This is a genomic window from Vibrio bathopelagicus (assembly GCF_014879975.1).
In the GTDB taxonomy this organism is placed as follows: Bacteria; Pseudomonadota; Gammaproteobacteria; order Enterobacterales; family Vibrionaceae; genus Vibrio; species Vibrio bathopelagicus.
In genome coordinates this window covers 1,493,958-1,514,652 of record NZ_CP062500.1, presented here as the reverse complement: position 1 = coordinate 1,514,652, position 20,695 = coordinate 1,493,958, and the positions used below count along the sequence as shown (strand labels likewise).

The following is a 20,695-nucleotide window of genomic DNA, read 5'->3' as shown; positions in this document are numbered from 1 at the left end:
ATTTGTACAGCCACAAAAAAAGAGGCCAGCATTGCTGGCCTCTTTCGTTGCGGTTTAACTGTTCGCTTCTACTAACTATCTCTCGCCTAGCTAGCACCTACCTATTCGGCATTAACCGTGAGTGATAACATTCTGTTGCACTAACGCATCAAGAATGTCTGACGGCATGTTGCCACTTAAGGTTAGCTGAGGTGCAAGATCTTCAACTACAATCACCTGCTCCGTGGTGCCTAAACCATCAGACTTGATCGTAAGCTCAATATCATCCCCTTCAACTTTCGCGTCTATCTGTTGCAGCAATGCCGTCATGTCTGGAGATGTGTTCTTCAGCTCAGGCAATACTTCGCGCAAGTCGATCTGGTCTCCTTCGGATAGACTGAAATCGGTAATGGTGTCTTCAACGCCATCTTCGATATTAAGCCACACGAACGAATCCATACCATCACCACCGGTTAGAATGTCTGAACCTCCGCCGCCAATGAGCGTGTCGTTACCGTCACCGCCCACGAGCGTATCGTCACCTGCACCACCTTCCAGTCGGTCATTGCCTGAACCACCAGTGAGATCCGTATTAAAACTGCTCGCTACAAGCAATACATCATCGGTTTCAGAAGATAGGTCTAAATCTCTTGGGTTCGCGACAATATTAAGGTTCAGATCAATGCCTTGCGATATCGCTATATCGTTGTTGTCCGTCTCTTCAGATACAGCCTCAACTTTCAAAGTGTAGTTACCCGGTGTTAACGGTCTGCCTACTGATGACTGGTCGACGAGTCTGAGACTATCGATAGCATCAGCTGTCGCTATCCAAGTATCACCCACCAGCGAAACGCTACCCGCATCACTGGTTACATCAACACCGTCCGGAACATCACTGATCTTCAGCGTCAACTCTTCAGTAATATCCGTCAATGCAGCGACAATACCAACTAACGCAATCCCACTGTTAGCAACCACAGATGAGCTTGTCGTTATGTTTCTTACATAATTAAACGCAGGGTCTATAGACAGGCTTGGCGTATTGGCGACCGGAGTCACTGCAATGTTGTACAGTTCTGGCGTTGTTTCTATCGCAATACCTGATGGATTTCCGCTATCTTTAGCGACGACTTCAAGTTCAATGTTGTTAGTTGGCGCAAGACTCGCATCAAGATAAACGCCATCGGGGTTAGTTGGTGTATCAATCAAAGCATTCAAATCGCTTAGAGTACCAACCAAAGTAACTGATGCTGTATTATCACCGTTGACGGTAACCGTCGTCACCGCAGGCAAAGACACGGAAAGCGTTCCGTAATCAACCGTCAACGTGACTGTCATTAAGTCATTAGAAAATGCATCGACATAATCAGGGTCACTGATATTAATACCACTTAATAACTGTCCCGCATCTTCATTGACAACTGTAGTGACACTGTCACCATCAATCACAGGTGTATCGTTGACACCTTGAACAACAACACTGACCTCAGCAGTATCTGTTAGGAAGTCATCCAACCCGTTGGTCGTGCCATCGTCTTCTACGGTATAAGTGAATTTAACGTCACCATTGTAATCATCCGCTGCCGTAAACACCCAGTATGGTCCATTGATCGAGTTGTCATCCGCACCACCAAGGTTCTCGAACTTCTGAAGTTGTCCCTGACCTTGGTCTAGGACTACCCCGGTCACAGTAATAACATCCCCCTCAGGGTCGGTCGTCGCTGCAATCAAGTCTTCCGCTTTGATGATCAATTGACCTTCTTCAAGCATGGTACCTAAATCGACATTGGTTGCCACAGGTTGATCATTCACTTCCGTTACTACAAGGCTGATTTCAGCGTTATCGGTCAGGAAGTCATCTATACCATTTGTTGTACCATCATCAATGATGGTGTAATTGAATTTAACGTCGCCGCTAAAATCGTTGTCCGCAACAAATAGCCAGAATGGACCAGTGATCGCTGCGTTATCAGCGCCACCAGCGTTTTCAAAGCGCGTTAACTGACCTTGTCCCTGAGTCAGGGTGACACCTGTTACTGTAAGATTATGGTTTTCAAGATCAGAGCTTGCAGCAATCAAATCACCCTCAACAATCACAATCTGACCGTCTTCGGCAATCGAGCCCAGATCAACATTAGTCGCTACAGGGGCATCGTTCACTTCAGTTACTTTAATAGTAAACGTGGTTTGATTGGTTTGAGCCGTATTCGGATCCGCAGGATCAATAAGACCATTGTTACCACCGTCATCGAGCGTTGCATTGATCGTGACTAAACCACTCTGGTTAAGGTAATTCTGATCAGTATCTGGTTTGAACGTAATGGCTCCATTAGTCAAAGCTACATTGATGTCGGCTTCTTTACCCGTAATCACTAATGAGCCGTCAGGTTGTAGTGCAAAAGTCACATTAGGTGAGCTTGTAAATTCAAACACCCCCTGCGCACCTGGTAATGTTTGGTCGACTTTAAGCGTCAGCACATACGGCGCGTCTGGGTTATCAAAATTAGCATCCACGTCGTAGATACTAAAGTTATCTATTGCAACACTGATGTCTTCCGGCGTCTCGATATTCGTCACGTTCACAAACGTTGGTTGATCGTTGATAGGATCAATGACTAAATCAACATCGAAGCTCGTTGGTGTACCTAAATATTCCGCGTTATCAGCGTCAGTATCTACAGAGCGCACTGTAATCTGCAATGGGCCATTAATGCCCAGCGTATTGCCTGTATCACTGTTATGCTCACCAGAATTGAATACGATCTTGTCAAGCGATTGAGCTGGAACATCCAGTGTCCAGATCTGTGTCGCTGGGTCATAACTCCCCAAGGTAGTTCCGTCTGGGTAGTAAATTGAGGCATCTTGAGGAACACCCGCAACTTCGACTCGAAGCGTTTCTGGCGCATTTTCGGAATAGATACCGCTACCACTGGCAGACAACTCTTTATCCAAAATGGTCGCGTTGATCTCTATATCAATGTTTTGCCCTTCATTACCTGTTACAGAGTCGGTCGGATTGGTATCAACATCATCACCGACAGGCACAACATGCAATTGGAAGCTCGGCAAGTTTGCCGCAGCCGTTGGAATCCCCAGTAGAGATTCTTGAGTAAAGACTTCGACACCAAACTCGGCAGTACCACTGAAATCTTTAGGCGGCAAGATCGATATCTCACTCAGGTCAAATGACAACCCTGAAGCTTGAGGAAGTTGCACACTCCACTCACCCCCACCATTATTTTTCACTGTGTATGCCGAACCAGCATCTGCACTCATCAAGAAGCCATCTGGCACATCCGTAAACTTAACTGACACGAACTGTTCGGAGCCATCCAAATCCGTCAGAGCTATCGATACAGGCCCAGTTCCAGCCAACGAAATCAACTGATCCTCGTTACCTGTAATTTCAATGATATCTGGGTTGCTGCCAGGACCAGTAACCAGAACGTCATCAACAACAGGGACAACATCAAAACTAACGCTTGTGTTGAAAGTATCAGAGTCCGTTGCCGTACCTACAGGTGAAGCTGAATCATTATAAGTCGCAGTATCTGTGACTGTACCACTAACGTTGACTTGTACTTGATTGATGTCGTTTCCAGTCGGGTAGTTTGTTATTGCCCTAAAGAGCACATTATCTAGCGCACCAGCCGCTATTTCAGCCTGATTAAACGTAACAGATGTACCTAATGAGGAACCCGCATTGTCATAAAATGCGCCTATAGAAGGGTCGTCCAAGGTTAATGTAATGGACGTAAACTCTTCTTGGCCACCTTCGAGGCCTGAAACCTGATCCGAAATGGTCGAGTTGAAGTCGAGCTGAATATAGGTGTCTTCGTAACCCACAGGATCTTGTCCGGCTTGACCATCCGTATCGACAGGATCAAAGGCATCATCAAGAGAACCTACGACATTAACTTCAATCGTTGGATCCGTTTCTGCATCAGGTGCTACCTTAATAATCACCTCTGTGTCTAACGTCTTCTCATCACCCGATAGAAGATCTTTAGTCACTATCGAGATTGGCAATCTAAAGTCACCTGAATAATCTGCAGGTAAATTGAGTAATAACCCAGTAAAGTCTGTTGAAACGCCCTGATCTACGGTCGTCTCAAATACATACTTTCCGTTGACGAAATCAACATCGCTGCTGCCTGATACGCTAATTGGGAAGGTGACCTCATTTGGCGTCCCTGGATTTATAGTGATGCTGTCATCGATAACGATCGTTACTTGGTCAGTCGAATCATCTTCACCCGAGAAGGTAATTAAGCTGTTTAGGGCTGTACCAAGCTCGAGCTGTGTATCTTCGATGGCATCAATAACGCTGTCAGGCACAATAGAGATCGCTGCAGCCACCTTATCAGGAGCGGTCAGAACCTCAGGGTAAGAAAGCGTTACTTCTCCTGTGCGTTGCACTTGCGCAGACGTTTCGTTATTAGCATCGCCAGGATCCGACACCAATGTATAAAGTGTCATCTTGATATCATTAAAATCACCAACAACATCATCAGTGTCATCGTTTGGCGTGAAATCTAATCCTCGGGGTGCGCTGATACTAAAAGCATCTTCATTAGTCACCACCCATCGGCCACCACCTTCATACACAGCACCAGTTACCAACAACTGACTCAATACATCATCTGCCAACACTGAGCCATCTGTATTAGTCAGTTGGATGATCACTTCGTCGACTTGCTCTTCAACCGTGCTCAAGTCGGTTTCTTGGTAACGAACAACATATTCGCCGTCCCAGATTTCAGTACCGCTACCATCTGTGGTCTGGTTATCGCTGTTAGTGGTAAATTTGATCACGCCATTCGCGTCAGCGACGATAGTCGATAAGTCTCCAGATCCATCTTCGTTAGCAACAACCAGTTTATTGTTCGCATCTTCAGGCTCAACAACTGGGCGCACGCGCACATCAATAGAGCCTGTAATTGTTGCGGTAGCAATACCTTCACCTGGGTTAGCTGTATCAACGTACTCATGATCTCGCTCTTCAATCATCACTACTGTATCGAGTGTAAAGTCGGTACTTGAATCTTGAGCTGGCGTTATTTGGATAAAGTTATTGTTCAGCGCAATCTGAGTAAAGTCTTCTGCCGTTTGACCACTCTTCGGAGTGATGGTTAAAGTCCCTGCTGTTGCATCGTAAACCCATGTAACATCGCCATTAACGACAACACTCGAAACATCATTCGGGATATCACTGATGAGAATTGAGGTGAAATGTTCGTCATCATCAATATAGTCGCTCCCCTCAGGGTGCCAATCGATATTGATAGCCGTATCTTCATTTCCGTTAGTTACAGTATTGTACGTCGCTGAGGTGTCGATTCTAGGTTCAACAAGTACCCGTACTTCTTGGTCAAACGAGAGTGTATGACCATCGTTTTCTGTGACGATTACTTTAGCTTGAATATGAATATTCTCGGTAGACGAATCGACAGGTCTAATCCTGATGCCAGAGGTTTGGCCAAACTCAGTAATATTCGCTTCATAGATAGGCTTATTAAGATCAGGGTTACCATCAGCCCCAACTTCATAACCGACAAAATTGAGGTCAATGACGGTACCATCACCATCTTCAATCACCACTCCATCAGGGATCCCCGACAAGATAACAGTAACTGCCTCAGAGCCATCCCCGGTTAAAGGCGGATCTGAAGGATCATCAGGCTTTCTCTCACCAGACAACACAGTAAAATCTAAAACAGCAAAGTTATCGCCATTTTGACTCTCTTGAATTGTGGTTTGAACCCCACTGCCACTACCATCGGTTATTTCAGACCAACCCGTCCCGTTAGTGCCACCATATGGAATATCGGCGACACCTTTAACTGCAACGTTCACCGTCTTAGTATCTAGAATTTCCTCATCGACTTGTGAACCAGTAGACAAGCTCGCGGTATCTTTAACCACCCCCGTCACATCGAAAGTAAAATCTTCATTGCTGTGTTTCGTCGGTGTAACTTCGATTTTGGCTAAGTCAGCATAAGCAATTTCTTGGTAAACAACCCCGTTAATAGTCAAAGTGTCTATGGTTACATTGCTGTCAGTACTGCTAAGCACCGCACCTTCGGTAATGTTGCTGATACGAACAAACAGTTCTTCAGAACCATCAGTATCAATCGACCCGGTCATGGTAATGACTTCGTCTAACGTAAAGGCGTCTTTATTGTCCAAAGGACCGATGTAATCAGGATCGTCAATATTGTCTTCGTTGATCTGAATACGATTAACACTAAATGCACCTCGGTCAGCATCAGCAGTTACATCGATAATGATGTTTTGTTCGACAGAGCGAGCGGTTGTCTTGTCGTTTGCTCCACCGTTGGCTGAATCATCGTATGGGTTAAGCGTTTCTTCAGTAATCGCTGTCGCTTTAAACTCAATTTGCCCAGAGAAGTTATCAATAGGGTTAACTACGGTGCTATTGATATCAGCAGATGCGATGATATAAACACCATTAACTGGCGTAAGCACTGTGCCATTTTGGTCAAGAAGCTCAAACTTCCCGTCACCTTGAACAGCTTCAAGCTCATAGGTGATGGTTTCAGTTTGGCTGTTATCTTGTGAAACTGCGTTCAACTGCAGCGTGACATTGTCTTCATCTTCGTTCACTTGATACTGATACGTGCTACTGGTGTCGTCCCAAGTCGCAATATCAGCTACAGCTTCAATCTCAATTCTGAAGTTTGAATTAACGGTGTGATCTGTACTGCCATTTTTCTCAATTTCAAGCTCATAACGAACTCGCCCACCAGTTTCATCCGAACTAGCGTGTTGGTCCGGAACAAAGAACAGGTTATCTATCGTCGCAATAGTTTGTCTCGGTTCATTCGGGTTTGGGGCAAAGCTTTGTTCGAGTTCAGGAGAACCAAATATAATGCTACCATTTGACTCAGGCACTAATTCAATGTAGTCGGTACCATCAAAGTAATAAAAAGTACCTTGGTGACTGTCACCTCCGTTCGGGCTTTTAATCGTTAGCTGACCAATAGATTCAGCGTTATCTTGGTCGTAGAGATTAACTTGCAGCGCAACCTGAGCTGGTGCATTAGGCAAACCACTTTGGTTATCTTGAACATTCTCAAGAGTCGGCTCATCGCCTGTTGCATAAGGTATGGTTGAGTCTCTACCCGCATCCTCGAAGGTCGTCACTTTCAGCGCGATTCTCGTAGAGTCCCTATCAGTAATCGTTATATCTAACGGAGTTTCAGAGGTGTCTAAGTCTCCATCCGTCGCAATCACGTTAATCGAAAAGTTGATGGCGTCAAGACCGTCATGATCTAGATAACCGTTAGCTCTGAATTCAACCTCACCATCTGAGTTGATACGTAATCGACCAAGCTGACGAGTATCAGTTCCTCCATTCGTTTGCTCGTAGACTCGAACCACTTGGCTGCCACTATTTAAATCAAAGCCGCTGCTGTATGGCCCGTTGTTCCCAGTACGGAAAACAATATCAGCACCATTACTTGAAATCCCTTCAATTCGGCTCAGTACCGCACCATCAGCACCAACATCCGTCGCACTGGCAAACATATCGACTTTAGAACCATCGTAATTCTGACCTTCAATACTAGTAATCGACTGTGTTGTTACTAATGGAACATCATCAGTTACCGTGATTTTCAGATCGATTGCGTTTGATTGGTCTTGGTCAAAGTCTTCAGCCACAACTGAGAAACCAAGTTCGATGTTGTTTTCATCGGCACCATCAGGGTGTTTAAGAGGTTTAAACAATTCAAACTGATAGCTGTTATCCGAGGTATCGAAAGTAATCTCAAACACCGCTTCATTACTCGTCACGGTTTGAGCAACATAGGTAAATGTTGTACCGACCTGTGAAACAGCTAACCACTCTAAGCTTTCTCCATCAGAGGTTAAGCCCGTCAGAACCAAATCTTCATCAACCAGTTCATATTTCACAACGCCATCGGCACCTTCATCGACAGTGAACAGTCCATTGATGATGGTATCTTCCGATTGATCCGAACCAATACCTGTAAGATCGTCTTCATCAACAACCGTCTCACCGGTCGGAGCGGTCATCACAGGCACATCATCTAGCACCTCTATCGGCAATACATATTGGTTCGAATCATCGCCATCACCGTCAACGGCAACAACATCAAACGGTATTGTTAATGTATCTAGGTTGCTCGGTGTGGTGGCATGGTTTAGAGGACCCAGCAAGGTAAACGTGTAAGATCCATCGTCAGTCAGTACCAAGGTAAAAATTGGCGTTCCACTCGGATCGGTTGCCCCTTGGTAGGTGGTTGTGTTCGCTGCACCGGTAATTTCGGTGATCTTAATACCTTCACTACCCGACGATAGCGTTGCTTCCAGCGTTGAGATATTACGCAGCTCGTAAACCTCAACTTGGTCTGCACCTTCTGTGGTTACAAATGACCCCGTCGCTTGTGCCAGAGTGCCTAAATCATCTTCATCAACCACAAACGTACTTGCTACAGTCGTATCAGTGATCGTAGGAACATCATCGGTAATGGTCACTGTCAGAGATTTCACCACTGAATCAGTATTGTCTTGGTCGACAGCAATCACTGGTAAAGTGAAAATTTGATTGTTATTTCCTTGTACAGGCAGATGATCTAACTCTTCCAGAAGAGTGAAGGTGTATTCGCCTAGCACCACACTACTAAAAGTGATGGTAAATATATCCGTTTGGACACCGCCGCTTTCAACGTAACCAATATAATTATCGCTGTTCAGAGGATCTTCTTTTAGCTGAACCACCAAACCATCCGCTTTCAGCTCGCCAGATGTGTTGAACTGAGTGGTATCAATACGGAAGTGGCTCACATCATCACTTCCTGCTGTGAAAGTAATGGTTTCAGTTTGGCTCACAGGTAACCCCGGTGAAGAGCCATCGACTAAATTCGCTTCTTCCAATGCAACCGTTGGTACAGTGTCGATGACTGGCGGCGCGCCATCAGCAATAGTCAGCGTCACTGTCGAAGTGACAATATCGCCATCTTTATCTTCCGATGTCACCGTAATGGTCTTAACGATGTCGCCAGCAGAATGGTCTAGATTGCGGTTTGGCTCGAAACGTACATCACCTTCAAGAGTCATGAACAGAGAGCCTTCCGTGAACACAAATTCTTGCTCACCCGTGTTAGTTTGCACCAGAGACTGTTCCGGTTGGCTGCCATAGGTAAACTTAGTAACAGTTGCGCCATCTGCACTTTGAGCAGGCATCACATCAAACACTGTTGAGGTAGGTGTTCCCGTCGTAGGTTCAGTGATGTTGAGTGCACCTGATTGCATCAACTGAACATCATCGGTAATAGTGACAGTAAGCGGTTTCGATACCGAAACATCACCATCAATATCTTCCGCATAAACCGAAAGATCAAAACTCAGAGCGTTATTTCCTAAACCATCAACATGATCTAAACGTTCAAGCAGAGTAAACGTATATTGGCTCGGATTCGTGTCATCAAAATCCAGAGTGAATATGATTTTCTCAACACCCGAACTATCCGTCGTGAATGCTATGTAGTCACCTGAACCTGCAGGCTCTTCACGTAAACTCAGTGACAAGCCATCCGACTTCAACGCGCCGTTAGTATTGAACAGCCCTACTTCCACCACTATTTCAGCAATATCATCACTGCTTGCAAGTGAAGTAATGGTTTGAGTCATACTCACAGGGTTTACGCTAGGCGTTGAACCGTCAGCCAGTAAGCTTTCTGACAACGCCACACCCGGCACAACGTCTATTGTTGGTCCATCACCATCAACAATGGTGAGAGTGACTTTTGATGAGAAGATATCGTTATCAAAGTCTGAAGAGGTGAACACTATCGATTTAACAATGTCGCCCGCAGAGTGATCAAGGTTTCGGTTTGGTTCGAACCTTACATCACCATCTAATGTCACAAACAATGAACCTTCAGTGAAAACAAATTCTTGTTCACTGCTGATACTTTGATTCAGAGTAATTGCAGAGCCACCGTCGTACGTAAACTGCGTAATAGTCGCACCGTCTGCACTTGGTATTGGCATCACATCAACTGTAGCCGTTGTAGGAGTACCAGTATTAGGCTCAGTAATGGTCAGGAAGCCATCTTGCATTTGCTGGAGGTCATCTTCTATCGTAACCACCACATCGCGTTTCGTTGATTCAGAATCATCTGTATCAACGGCATAGATCGGTAAACGGAACGTGAGATCGTTGTAAAGCACGCCATCAAGATGATCGAGTGCCTCGATTAAGGTAAATGTAAACTGAGCTTTGTTTGCACTATCAAAGCTAATGGTAAATACATCGGTAACGTTACCCATACCGTCATCGGTATAACCAATGTAGTCACCTGTAGAAGCAGGATCTTCTTTTAGTTGAACAACAAGACCACTTGATTTCAACAGATCGCCAGGATTGAATTCGTTGGTCGCAATTCTAAAGTGACTAAAATCATCACTGCCTTCTGTATACGTAATTGTGTGAGTCGAACTGACCGGAGAACCAGTTGGTGTCGAGCCATCCGCTAGGTTAACTTCCGATAAGTTAACATCTGGAACCACGTCAATTACTGGATCGATACCGTCTTTGATCGTCAAAGTGACATCTGCAGTATCTGTATCGTTATCAAAGTCACCGGTGGTAACGACAATCGTTCTTACGATATCGCCAGATGAATGGTCTCGATCTCGGCTCGGCTCAAAACGAACCTCCCCTTCAATAGTGATGTACAGCAAGCCATCGGTTACGGTAAAGACTTGTTCTGTGGCGATGCTTGGGTCTAACGTTACAGCTGTACCACCATCGTAAGTAAACTGTGTCACTTTCGCGCCATCAGCACTCTGCGTTGGCATAACATCAATGATTGGCGTCGTTGGTGGCGTACCCGATGCCAAATCAGCTAATGAAGGTTCAGTGATACTCAAGGTACCATCTTGAACACCTTGTACGTCATCGGTGATCGCAACTGTCATTGGCGACATTGCAGAATCATCACCATCCGCATCAACCACTAACACAGGCACATCGAAGCTTAGTATATTGTTTTGTAATCCATCTGCATGATCTAATGCCTCAAGCAGTGTGAACGTGTATTGCCCTAAATTACTCGTCGAGAAGCTGATCGTGAAGACATTGCTTTCTACGTTAGAACCGTCTTTGACGAAGCCAATGTAATGACCAGAATTAGCTGGCTGCTCTTTTATTTCGACATCTAGGCCATTTGATTTCAAAGCCCCTGAAGTATTGAACTGCGTAGGGTCAATTCTGAAATGACTTACGTCGTCACTACCTACAGTGTAAGTAATGGTTTGTGTCATCGTTACTGGGTTGCCCGTTGGGGCAGAGCCATCAGCCAGATCCACTTCAGATAACGTAATTCCAGGAACAAGGTCGATTGTAGGAAGGTCACCATCAACAATCTTAAGTGTCACGGTCGATGTGACAATATCGCCATCGAGGTCAACAGACGTCACCTCAATCGACTTGGTAATATCACCACCAGCATGATTTTGATTACGCACAGGCTCAAAACGTATCTCACCTTCCGTCGTAATGAATACCGAGCCTTCCGTGAAGACAAACTCTTGTTCACCATTCACATTCAAATCAAGGCTTTCTGCAGTGTTACCATCGAAAACGAATGAAGTGACTTTGGCTCCATCAGCACTTTGGTTTGGCATCACATCAAAGGTATTCGATGTTTCAACACTTGATGCCGGCTCACGACTGGTGATTGTGCCGTCTTGCATCAATTGCACATCATCACCAATGGTCACGCCAAGCTGAGAAACTAACGAGTCATCGCCATCACTATCAACCGCATACACAGGCAGATTAAAGCTTAAATCGTTGTTGCCACGTGCATCTTGATGATCCAGAGCTTCAATTAAGGTAAATGTGTATTCGCCTAAGGTTCCGGAGTTAAAGTCCAGCGTAAATACTGTCGTCTCCACATTAGACGAACTGGTAGTAAAACCAACATACTGACCAGAGCCTTGAGGGGCTTCACGCAGTTCGACCGCTAAACCATTCGATTTAAGTGCATCATTAGTGTTGAACTCGGTTGGTTCCAAACGGAAACGAACCACATCATCACTTTGGTTGGTAAAAGTAATCGTCTCCGTTTGACTCACCGCACCACCGCTTGGCGCAGAACCGTCCGTCAAATTCGTTTCAGAGAGCGTAACGCTTGGCACCGCATCGATAGTTGGAATATCACCATCAGTAATGGTTAGCGTTACGGTTGAAGTCACAGGATCGTTATCAAAATCACTTGAAGTAACGACAATCGACTTCACGATGTCTTCGCTAACTGAATGGTCAAGGTCGCGATTCGGTTCAAAGCGCACTTGGCCTTGCAGAGTAATAAACAACTCACCTTCTGTGAAACTGAATTGCTGCTCACCTACGATGCTTTGATCCAGTGTGTTTACGACGCCGTCATAAGTGAACTGAGTGATCGTCGCGCCATCAGCACTCTGATTTGGCATCACATCAATGGTGTTGGTTGTGATTGTTCCGTCTGCAAGATTTGGCTCAGTGATACCTAACGTACCGTCTTGCATGATTTGAACATCATCACCAATGGTCACATTCAGTTGAGACACCAATGAATCGTCGCCATCGCTATCAACTGCGTACACTGGAAGATCAAAACTCAGGTCGTTCTTATCTAAGCCATCTACATGGTCTAACGCTTCCAGCAAAGTAAAGGTGTATTCACCCAACGTGCTGGTCGAGAAGCTAATGGTGAACACTGGTATTTCAGTATTTGAACCATCGGTAATGAAGCCAATGTAAGTACCTGGATTAGCTGAATCTTCTTTTATCTCGACTGAAAAACCATTTGATTTCAGTGCACCGCCGACATTGAATTCAGTAGGTTCAATACGGAAACTGGTCACATCATCACTTTGATTGGTGAAAGTAATCGTCTCAGTTTGACTTACAGCGCTGCCGCTTGGCGCAGAACCGTCACTAAGGTTGGTTTCAGACAAGGTAACGCTTGGTACGGCATCAATGGTTGGGATATCACCATCGGTAATCGTCAGAGTAACCGTTGACGTCACCACATCGTTATCTAAATCGCTTGAGGTCACCACAATCGACTTCACGATGTCTTCACTAACCGTGTGGTCCAGGTTGCGGTTGGGTTCGAAGCGAACTTCACCTTGCAAGGTAATGAACAGTGAACCTTCAGCAAAGACAAACTTCTGCTCACCCGTATCATTTTGGTCGAGTGTTATTGCCGTCCCGCCATCGTAAGTAAACTGAGTGATTGTCGCGCCATCGGCACTTTGACTAGGCATCACATCAACAGTGGCTGTCGTCGGAGTACCCGCAGCCAAATCAGCGACCGTTGGCTCAATAATATTAAGCGCTTGGTTTTGCATAACCTGTACATCATCACCGATGGTGACTTTAAGTTGAGACACCAGTGAGTCATCACCATCGCTATCAACGGCGTAAACCGGAAGGTCAAAGCTCAGATCATTCTTCGCTAAGCCATCTACATGATCCAACGCTTCAAGTAAGGTGAAGGTGTACTGGCCTAAATTAGTACCCGAGAAGCTAATCGTAAACACGTTAGTTTCAACATTCGGAGCCGTTGTCACAAAGCCGATATAGCCACTCGGTGTGGTTGGGTCCGCTTTCAACTCAACCGCCAATCCGTCCGATTTCAGAGCACCACCAACATTAAACTCAGTCGGTTCAATGCGGAAACTCGTCACGTCATCACTTTGGTTAGTAAAGGTAATGGTTTGAGTTGAACTCACCGCACTGGCATTCGGAGCAGAACCATCACTCAGATTCGTTTCTGACAGCGTAACGCTTGGCACTGTGTCAATGGTTGGAATATCTCCATCAGTAATGGTTAGCGTGACCGTTGAAGACACAAGATCGCTATCGGAATCACTGGAAGTTACGACTATCGACTTAACGATATCGCCACCAGTATGGTCAAGGTTACGACTTGGTTCGAAACGAATATCACCTTGCAGAGTGATATACAATGCCCCGTCAGCAACCACGAATTTCTGCTCACCCGTATCGTTTTGGTCAAGCGTTAATACCGCTCCACCATCGTAAGTAAACTGAGTAATGGTCGTGCCATCAGCACCTTCTTCATCCAGTACATTAACGGTCGTCGTTGTCGGTGTACCCGCAGCCAAGTCTGCAACCGTTGGCTCTTCAATTGTGAGAGAGTCATTAACCATCACTTGAATATCATCAGTGATAGTTACTGCCAGTGGCGACATTAGCGAATCATCACCGTCGCTATCGACAGCGTAAACTGGCAAGTTGAATGTTAAGTCGTTATTACCTTGAATAGGCGTGTGGTCAATGGCTTCTAGAAGCGTAAAGGTATATTCACCCAAAGTAGTGCTGCTGAAATCGAGAGTAAATACCGTGGTTTCGACATTCAAAATATCGGTCGTGAAACCAATGTAATTGCCTGATCCTGTTGGTTCTTCTCGTATCTCAATGATCAAGCCATCGGACTTAAGCGCATTATTAGTATTAAATTCACTTGGTTCTAAACGGAATTTCTCAACATCGTCACTTTGATTAGTGAAAGTGATGGTTTCCGTTTGGCTAACCGCACGACCACTTGGCGTGGAACCATCAGCAAGATTAGCTTCTTCAAGTGATACGCTCGGCACCGCATCAATAGTCGGATTATCACCATCAGTAATCGTCAGCGTTACGGTAGAAGTCAAAGAGTCGTTATCAAAGTCGCTTGAGGTTACAACAATCGATTTCACGATGTCTTCGCTCGCCGAGTGGTCTAAGTTACGATTCGGCTCAAAGCGCACTTCACCTTCAAGGGTGATAAACAGCTCACCTTCCGTAAAGCTGAATTGCTGCTCGCCTGAAATACTTTGATCCAGAGTGTTTACGACACCGTCATAAGTAAACTGCGTGATCGTCGCGCCATCAGCACTTTGGTTTGGCATCACATCAATGGTATTGGTCGTGACTGTGCCGTCTGCAAGGTTTGGCTCAACGATATCTAACGTACCGTCTTGCATGATCTGGACATCATCACCGATGGTCACATTCAGTTGAGACACCAGTGAATCATCGCCGTCTGTATCAACCGCATAAACAGGCAGATCGAAACTCAGATCGTTCTTATCTAAACCATCCACATGATCTAACGCTTCAATCAAGGTAAAGGTGTATTCGCCTAGCGTACTCGTAGAGAAGGCAATCGTGAATACTGGGATTTCAGCGTTCGAGCCATCGGTAACAAAACCGATATAGGTTCCCGGATTAGCCAAATCTTCTTTTATCTCGACTGCAAAACCATTAGACGTCAGAGCACCACCTACATTAAACTCGGTTGGTTCAATGCGGAAACTCGCTACATCATCACTTTGATTGGTGAAAGTAATCGTCTCAGTTTGGCTTACTGCGCTGCCACTCGGAGCTGAGCCATCCGTAAGATTGGTTTCAGACAAAGTAACGCTTGGCACCGCATCAATGGTCGGTATGTCGCCATCAGTAATCGTCAGCGTAACTGTTGACGTCACCGTATCGTTGTCTGAATCGTTTGAAGTGACCACAATCGATTTCACGATGTCTTCGCTAACCGAGTGGTCTAGATTACGATTGGGCTCGAAGCGTACTTCACCTTCAAGAGTGATGAACAGCTCACCTTCTGTGAAGCTAAATTGCTGCTCACCATTGTCCGTTTGATCCAGAGTGCGGACTTGACCGTCATAAGTAAACTGAGTGATCGTCGCACCATCGGCACTTTGATCTGGCATCACATCGATGGTATTGGTTGTGATTGTGCCGTCTGCAAGGTTTGGCTCAGTAATATCTAACGTACCACCTTGCATGATTTGGACATCATCACCGATGGTCACATTCAGTTGAGACACCAACGAGTCATCGCCATCGCTATCGACGGCGTAAACAGGAAGCTCAAAGGTCAGATCATTCTTAGCTAAGCCATCTACATGGTCTAGCGCTTCAAGTAAGGTGAAGGTGTATTGGCCTAAATTGGTACTCGAGAAACTAATCGTGAACACGTTGGTTTCAACGTTCGAACCATCCGTAACATAACCGATGTAACCACCCGGCGTGGTTGGGTCAGCTTTCAGTTCGACGGCCAATCCATTTGATGTCAAAGTACCACCAACATTGAACTCCGTTGGTTCAATGCGGAAACTTGTCACATCATCACTTTGAGTAGTGTAAGTAATAGCCTGAGTTGAGCTAACCGCACTGCCACTTGGTGCTGAGCCATCACTCAGATTTGTTTCCGACAAGTTCACAGCAGGAACATTATCAATGGTTGGGACATCACCATCGGTAATGGTCAGCGTGACGGTTGAGGTCAATACATCGTTATCGGAATCGCTAGACGTCACCACAATCGATTTCACGATGTCTTCGTTCAGCGTATGGTCAAGATTGCGGTTGGGCTCAAAACGCACTTCACCTTGAAGCGTGATGAACAGCTCACCTTCCGTGAAGCTAAACTGTTGCTCGCCATTGTCATTTTGGTCAAGCGTTCGAAGCTGGCCATCATAAGTGAATTGCGTCACCGTTGCGCCATCGGCACTTTGATTTGGCATCACATCGAAAACAGCAGTCGTCGGTGTGCCTGCTGCTAAATCAGCGACCGTCGGCTCAGTAATATTAAGCGCACCATCTTGCATGATTTGAACATCATCGCCGATAGTGACGTTTAACGGAGACATCAATGAATCATCGCCGTCACTGTCTACCGCATAAACAGGTAGATTAAAGCTAAGTTCGTTGTTGCCACGGGCATCTTGGTGGTCCAAGGCTTCAAGCAAAGTGAAGGTATATTGACCTAATGTGGTGCTAGAGAAACTCAGCGTAAATACCGTGGTTTCGACGTTCGTCGCACTGGTCGTAAAACCAATGTAGTCACCCGACCCTGCCGGATCTTCACGTAACTCAACGGCTAAACCGTTCGATTTAAGATCATCGTTAGTATTGAACTCAGTAGGCTCAATACGGAAACGAACCACATCATCACTTTGATTGGTGAAAATGATGGTTTGAGTTGAGCTTACCGCGCTGCCACTTGGAGCAGAGCCATCACTCAGATTCGTTTCAGAAAGCGTAACGCTCGGAATAGCATCAATCGTCGGGTTATCACCATCAGTAATCGTCAGCGTTACGGTAGAAGTCAGAGAGTCATTATCGAAGTCACTTGAGGTTACAACAATCGATTTCACGATGTCTTCGCTCACCAAGTGATCTAAGTTACGATTCGGCTCAAAACGCATTTCACCTTCAAGAGTGATAAACAACTCACCTTCTGTGAAGCTGAACTGCTGTTCTCCTGAAATGCTTTGATCCAGTGTATTTACGACACCGTCATAAGTGAACTGAGTAATCGTTGCACCATCGGCACTCTGATTTGGCATCACATCAATGGTGTTAGTCGTCACCGTACCGTCTGCCAGATTAGGCTCAACGATATCTAACGTACCGTCTTGCATGATCTGAACATCATCACCGATGGTCACATTCAGTTGAGACACCAATGAATCGTCACCATCCGTATCGACCGCATAAACGGGCAGATCGAAGCTCAGATCGTTCTTATCTAAACCATCCACATGATCTAACGCTTCAATCAAGGTAAAGGTGTATTCGCCTAGCGTACTCGTAGAGAAGGCTATCGTGAACACTGGAACTTCAGTATTTGAACCATCAGTAATAAAACCAATGTAAGTACCCGGATTATTGGAGTCTTCTTTTATCTCAACCGCGAAGCCATTAGACGTCAGAGCACCACCTACATTAAACTCGGTTGGTTCAATGCGGAAACTCGCTACATCATCACTGCCTGCGGTAAAGGTAATCGTTTCAGTTGCGCTCACTGCACTTCCACTTGGTGCAGAGCCATCAGCAAGGTTAGTTTCGGATAATGTTACAGGTGGAATCAGATCTATAGTTGGGTTCTGACCATCTGTAATACTTAACTCAAGCGTCGAAGTATCAGTATCGCCATCACCATCTTCAGCTAAAAATGAAAACTGTTTTATTATGGTTTCGCTGCTTGAGTGGTCGATATCACGAGCGACTTCAAAACTGAAATCACCATTCAGTGAGATAGTGACCACACCCTCAGTAAAACTGAAAGTCTGAGCTGCATCAGGCAATAAACTTTGATCTAATGAATAGTCAACACCGTCGTAGTTGAACGATTGAATTGTCGAACCATCGGCGCCTTCGAAGTTGAACAGGTTATACGAAACAATGGTATCTCCCGCTAAAGTCGGTTCCGTGACTGACTCAACCTTATCAACGAGTTCAACAACATCATCTGTGACATTGACGAGAATCTCTGCGGCTTCTGGTGTGTTCGAGCCTCCAGACAGTGCAGAGCGATCTCCATCCGCATCAACGGCATAAATTGGCAATGCAAACGTTAACAGCGCATCTTCAGCACCTTGATGTGAAAGGTCTTCATAGAGGTTAAATTCATAGTTACCCAAAGATGGGCTATCAATTTTAACGTCAAATACCGTAATTCTCGAACCATTAACCTCAACATAACCTTCGTAAGTTCTTACACCGTTGGTTTCATCAATCAACTCAAGTAGCACAGACTCGCCATTTGAAACTAAGGTGCCACCAGTATTAAATTCTGCCGGTTCAAGTTCATAATGGTCAATGATGTCACTTTCAAAAATGTCTGCGGTGATACTGCCGCTGCCAGACACTGGCGCCGTGCCCTCTTGTGAGCCGCCAACAATGCCCGCTTCATCAACATCAATACTGTCAACACTAGTGATAACAGGGCTATCGCCATCAGTAATGGCAATGTTAATCGTATTGGTTACAACATCTTGGTCAAAATCAGTAATCGTGATCGGCAAAACGAACGTCAGTGAATCGGTACCCACTTGTTCTATCGGATTAGACTGCTCGAATTTATAGGTGCCATCAGTATCAAGCGAGATAGTGAGAACAACCTCACCTCGGCCTTGGATGGCCAGAGTAATCGTTGTTCCATCATCAGAAAGTCTGGCAAGCGTGTTTTGATTATCACTGAGCAATCCATCAAACTGGTCCAGTGCACTTACATCAAATACGGCTGATTGAAGATTATCACTACCAATATTGGAGAACGTTCCTTCGATTGCCGCGCTGCTAGTTTCAACGTTAGTGATATTCACACTTTCAGCAGACGGATCTACCCCGTCAAACACTGAAACTTGTGCATTGACGGGTGTTGCTAGCGGATTCCCAGCAGTGTCTTCGCCTTGAATATCAAAGGTAATATCTATTTGATCGCCAGTGTAGGAAACCTGACCACCGCCAACAGACGGTACATGGTCAATTGGCTGAGAAATCGTTGTGGTTAGCGAAAGCTCAATGTTATTACCAACACTAACGGCATCAATATCGATGCTTAAAACTGTATCGGCACCCTGAACACCAACGATAGAATTGGTCGCCGCATCATACGTAAAGGTAACGGGCAGGCCACGTGAGGTAATGTCGCTGTTTAATTCACTAAGTAGTGAAGCGAGGGATAGCGTTTCTGGGACGAAAGAGTCGGGGGCAAGAGCTAAACTACCAGCAATAATCGTTTCTGTGGTTGTTATAGATTGGGGATAAGTATTGCCAGATATGGAGCCTTCAGTCAGTGTTTCACTGATTGATTGGCCACCTGAGGAACGAGTGATCGACCTGAATTCTTCTCTGTCTTCATCAACGGTTTGCTCTGCTAGACCAGCGGTCTCAAAGAATGTCGATGGATGAGTTTCTGTATAGTTATAATCAATCGTCACAAAGCCGGCATTTGCAGAACCTAGTCCGCCACCAGCAGCCGTTGCTTCTAAAATTTGAGTCGGATCGGCACCGCCTAAAATGGCATCTTGAATAGCAGCAAGGTCATCGTCACTGAAAGTACTCGCGTTCGCTTGCTCTAAATCAAAAGCGACTTCACCTGCAATCGGCGTATCGTTCCACGCTGAGCTTTCATCTAGACAACCAACGCAATTGCTTCCTACTTCAATAACACCATTTGGATTGTCTAGCACGAGTCCAGCATCATTGGCTGTAATAACAATTTCATTCTCACGGATGATATCGCCAACAGAAACCTTCCTTGCACTACCATCAGGTTTAACAGCAATGACTTCTCCACTTACTGCTTCAACTACCGCAGCTTGGCGTGAAACCTCAATATCCATACATCCCCCGTTGTCACAAAACACTGTTTTCTCAGTACTGTGAAAATTAAGTAATAACTGTTTCAGGTTGAAAATCGAACCCAGATCTAACTTCATTAATGCCTGTCAATTATGATGTTCAATCGACTCGAAAAGGGAGATTCGTTTCACCTGTTTTTTTATAGTTTACTTACTCTTAAGCCTAGTCTTCCCCATAAAAAATGCCATGTCTGTGCGAAGAGACGTCTTTTCACAAATCTGGGTATTCGCTCTGGTATTTGAAAACAGTAGTTAAAAGTTAGTAGGGTGCTGATTTATATAAAAATAAATGCATATTATGTTTGCACCTCTTAGTTTTATAAATATATACAGCAATAAAGTTGATAAATCATTAGCAAATATGGGGTATTAATCGAGGTGAGATATATGTCAACAGTGAAACAGAGGGAGTCCCATATTTGAGACAGAAGCCAGGGGATGTGGTGAATTTACACCCAAAATCAATCAGATGATTCATTTCAATATACAACCATTAGCA

1 protein-coding gene is annotated in these 20,695 nt (G+C 45.2%); it reads right to left on the bottom strand.

Going from position 1 to position 20,695, the window contains the following annotated elements; all coding sequences use genetic code 11:
- Positions 1-111 precede the first annotated feature (111 nt).
- Positions 112-20,178 (bottom strand): retention module-containing protein, encoded by a 20,067-nt coding sequence (locus IHV80_RS06705; RefSeq protein WP_192890520.1) that lies wholly within the window; start codon positions 20,176-20,178, stop codon positions 112-114.
- Positions 20,179-20,695: the final 517 nt, after the last annotated feature.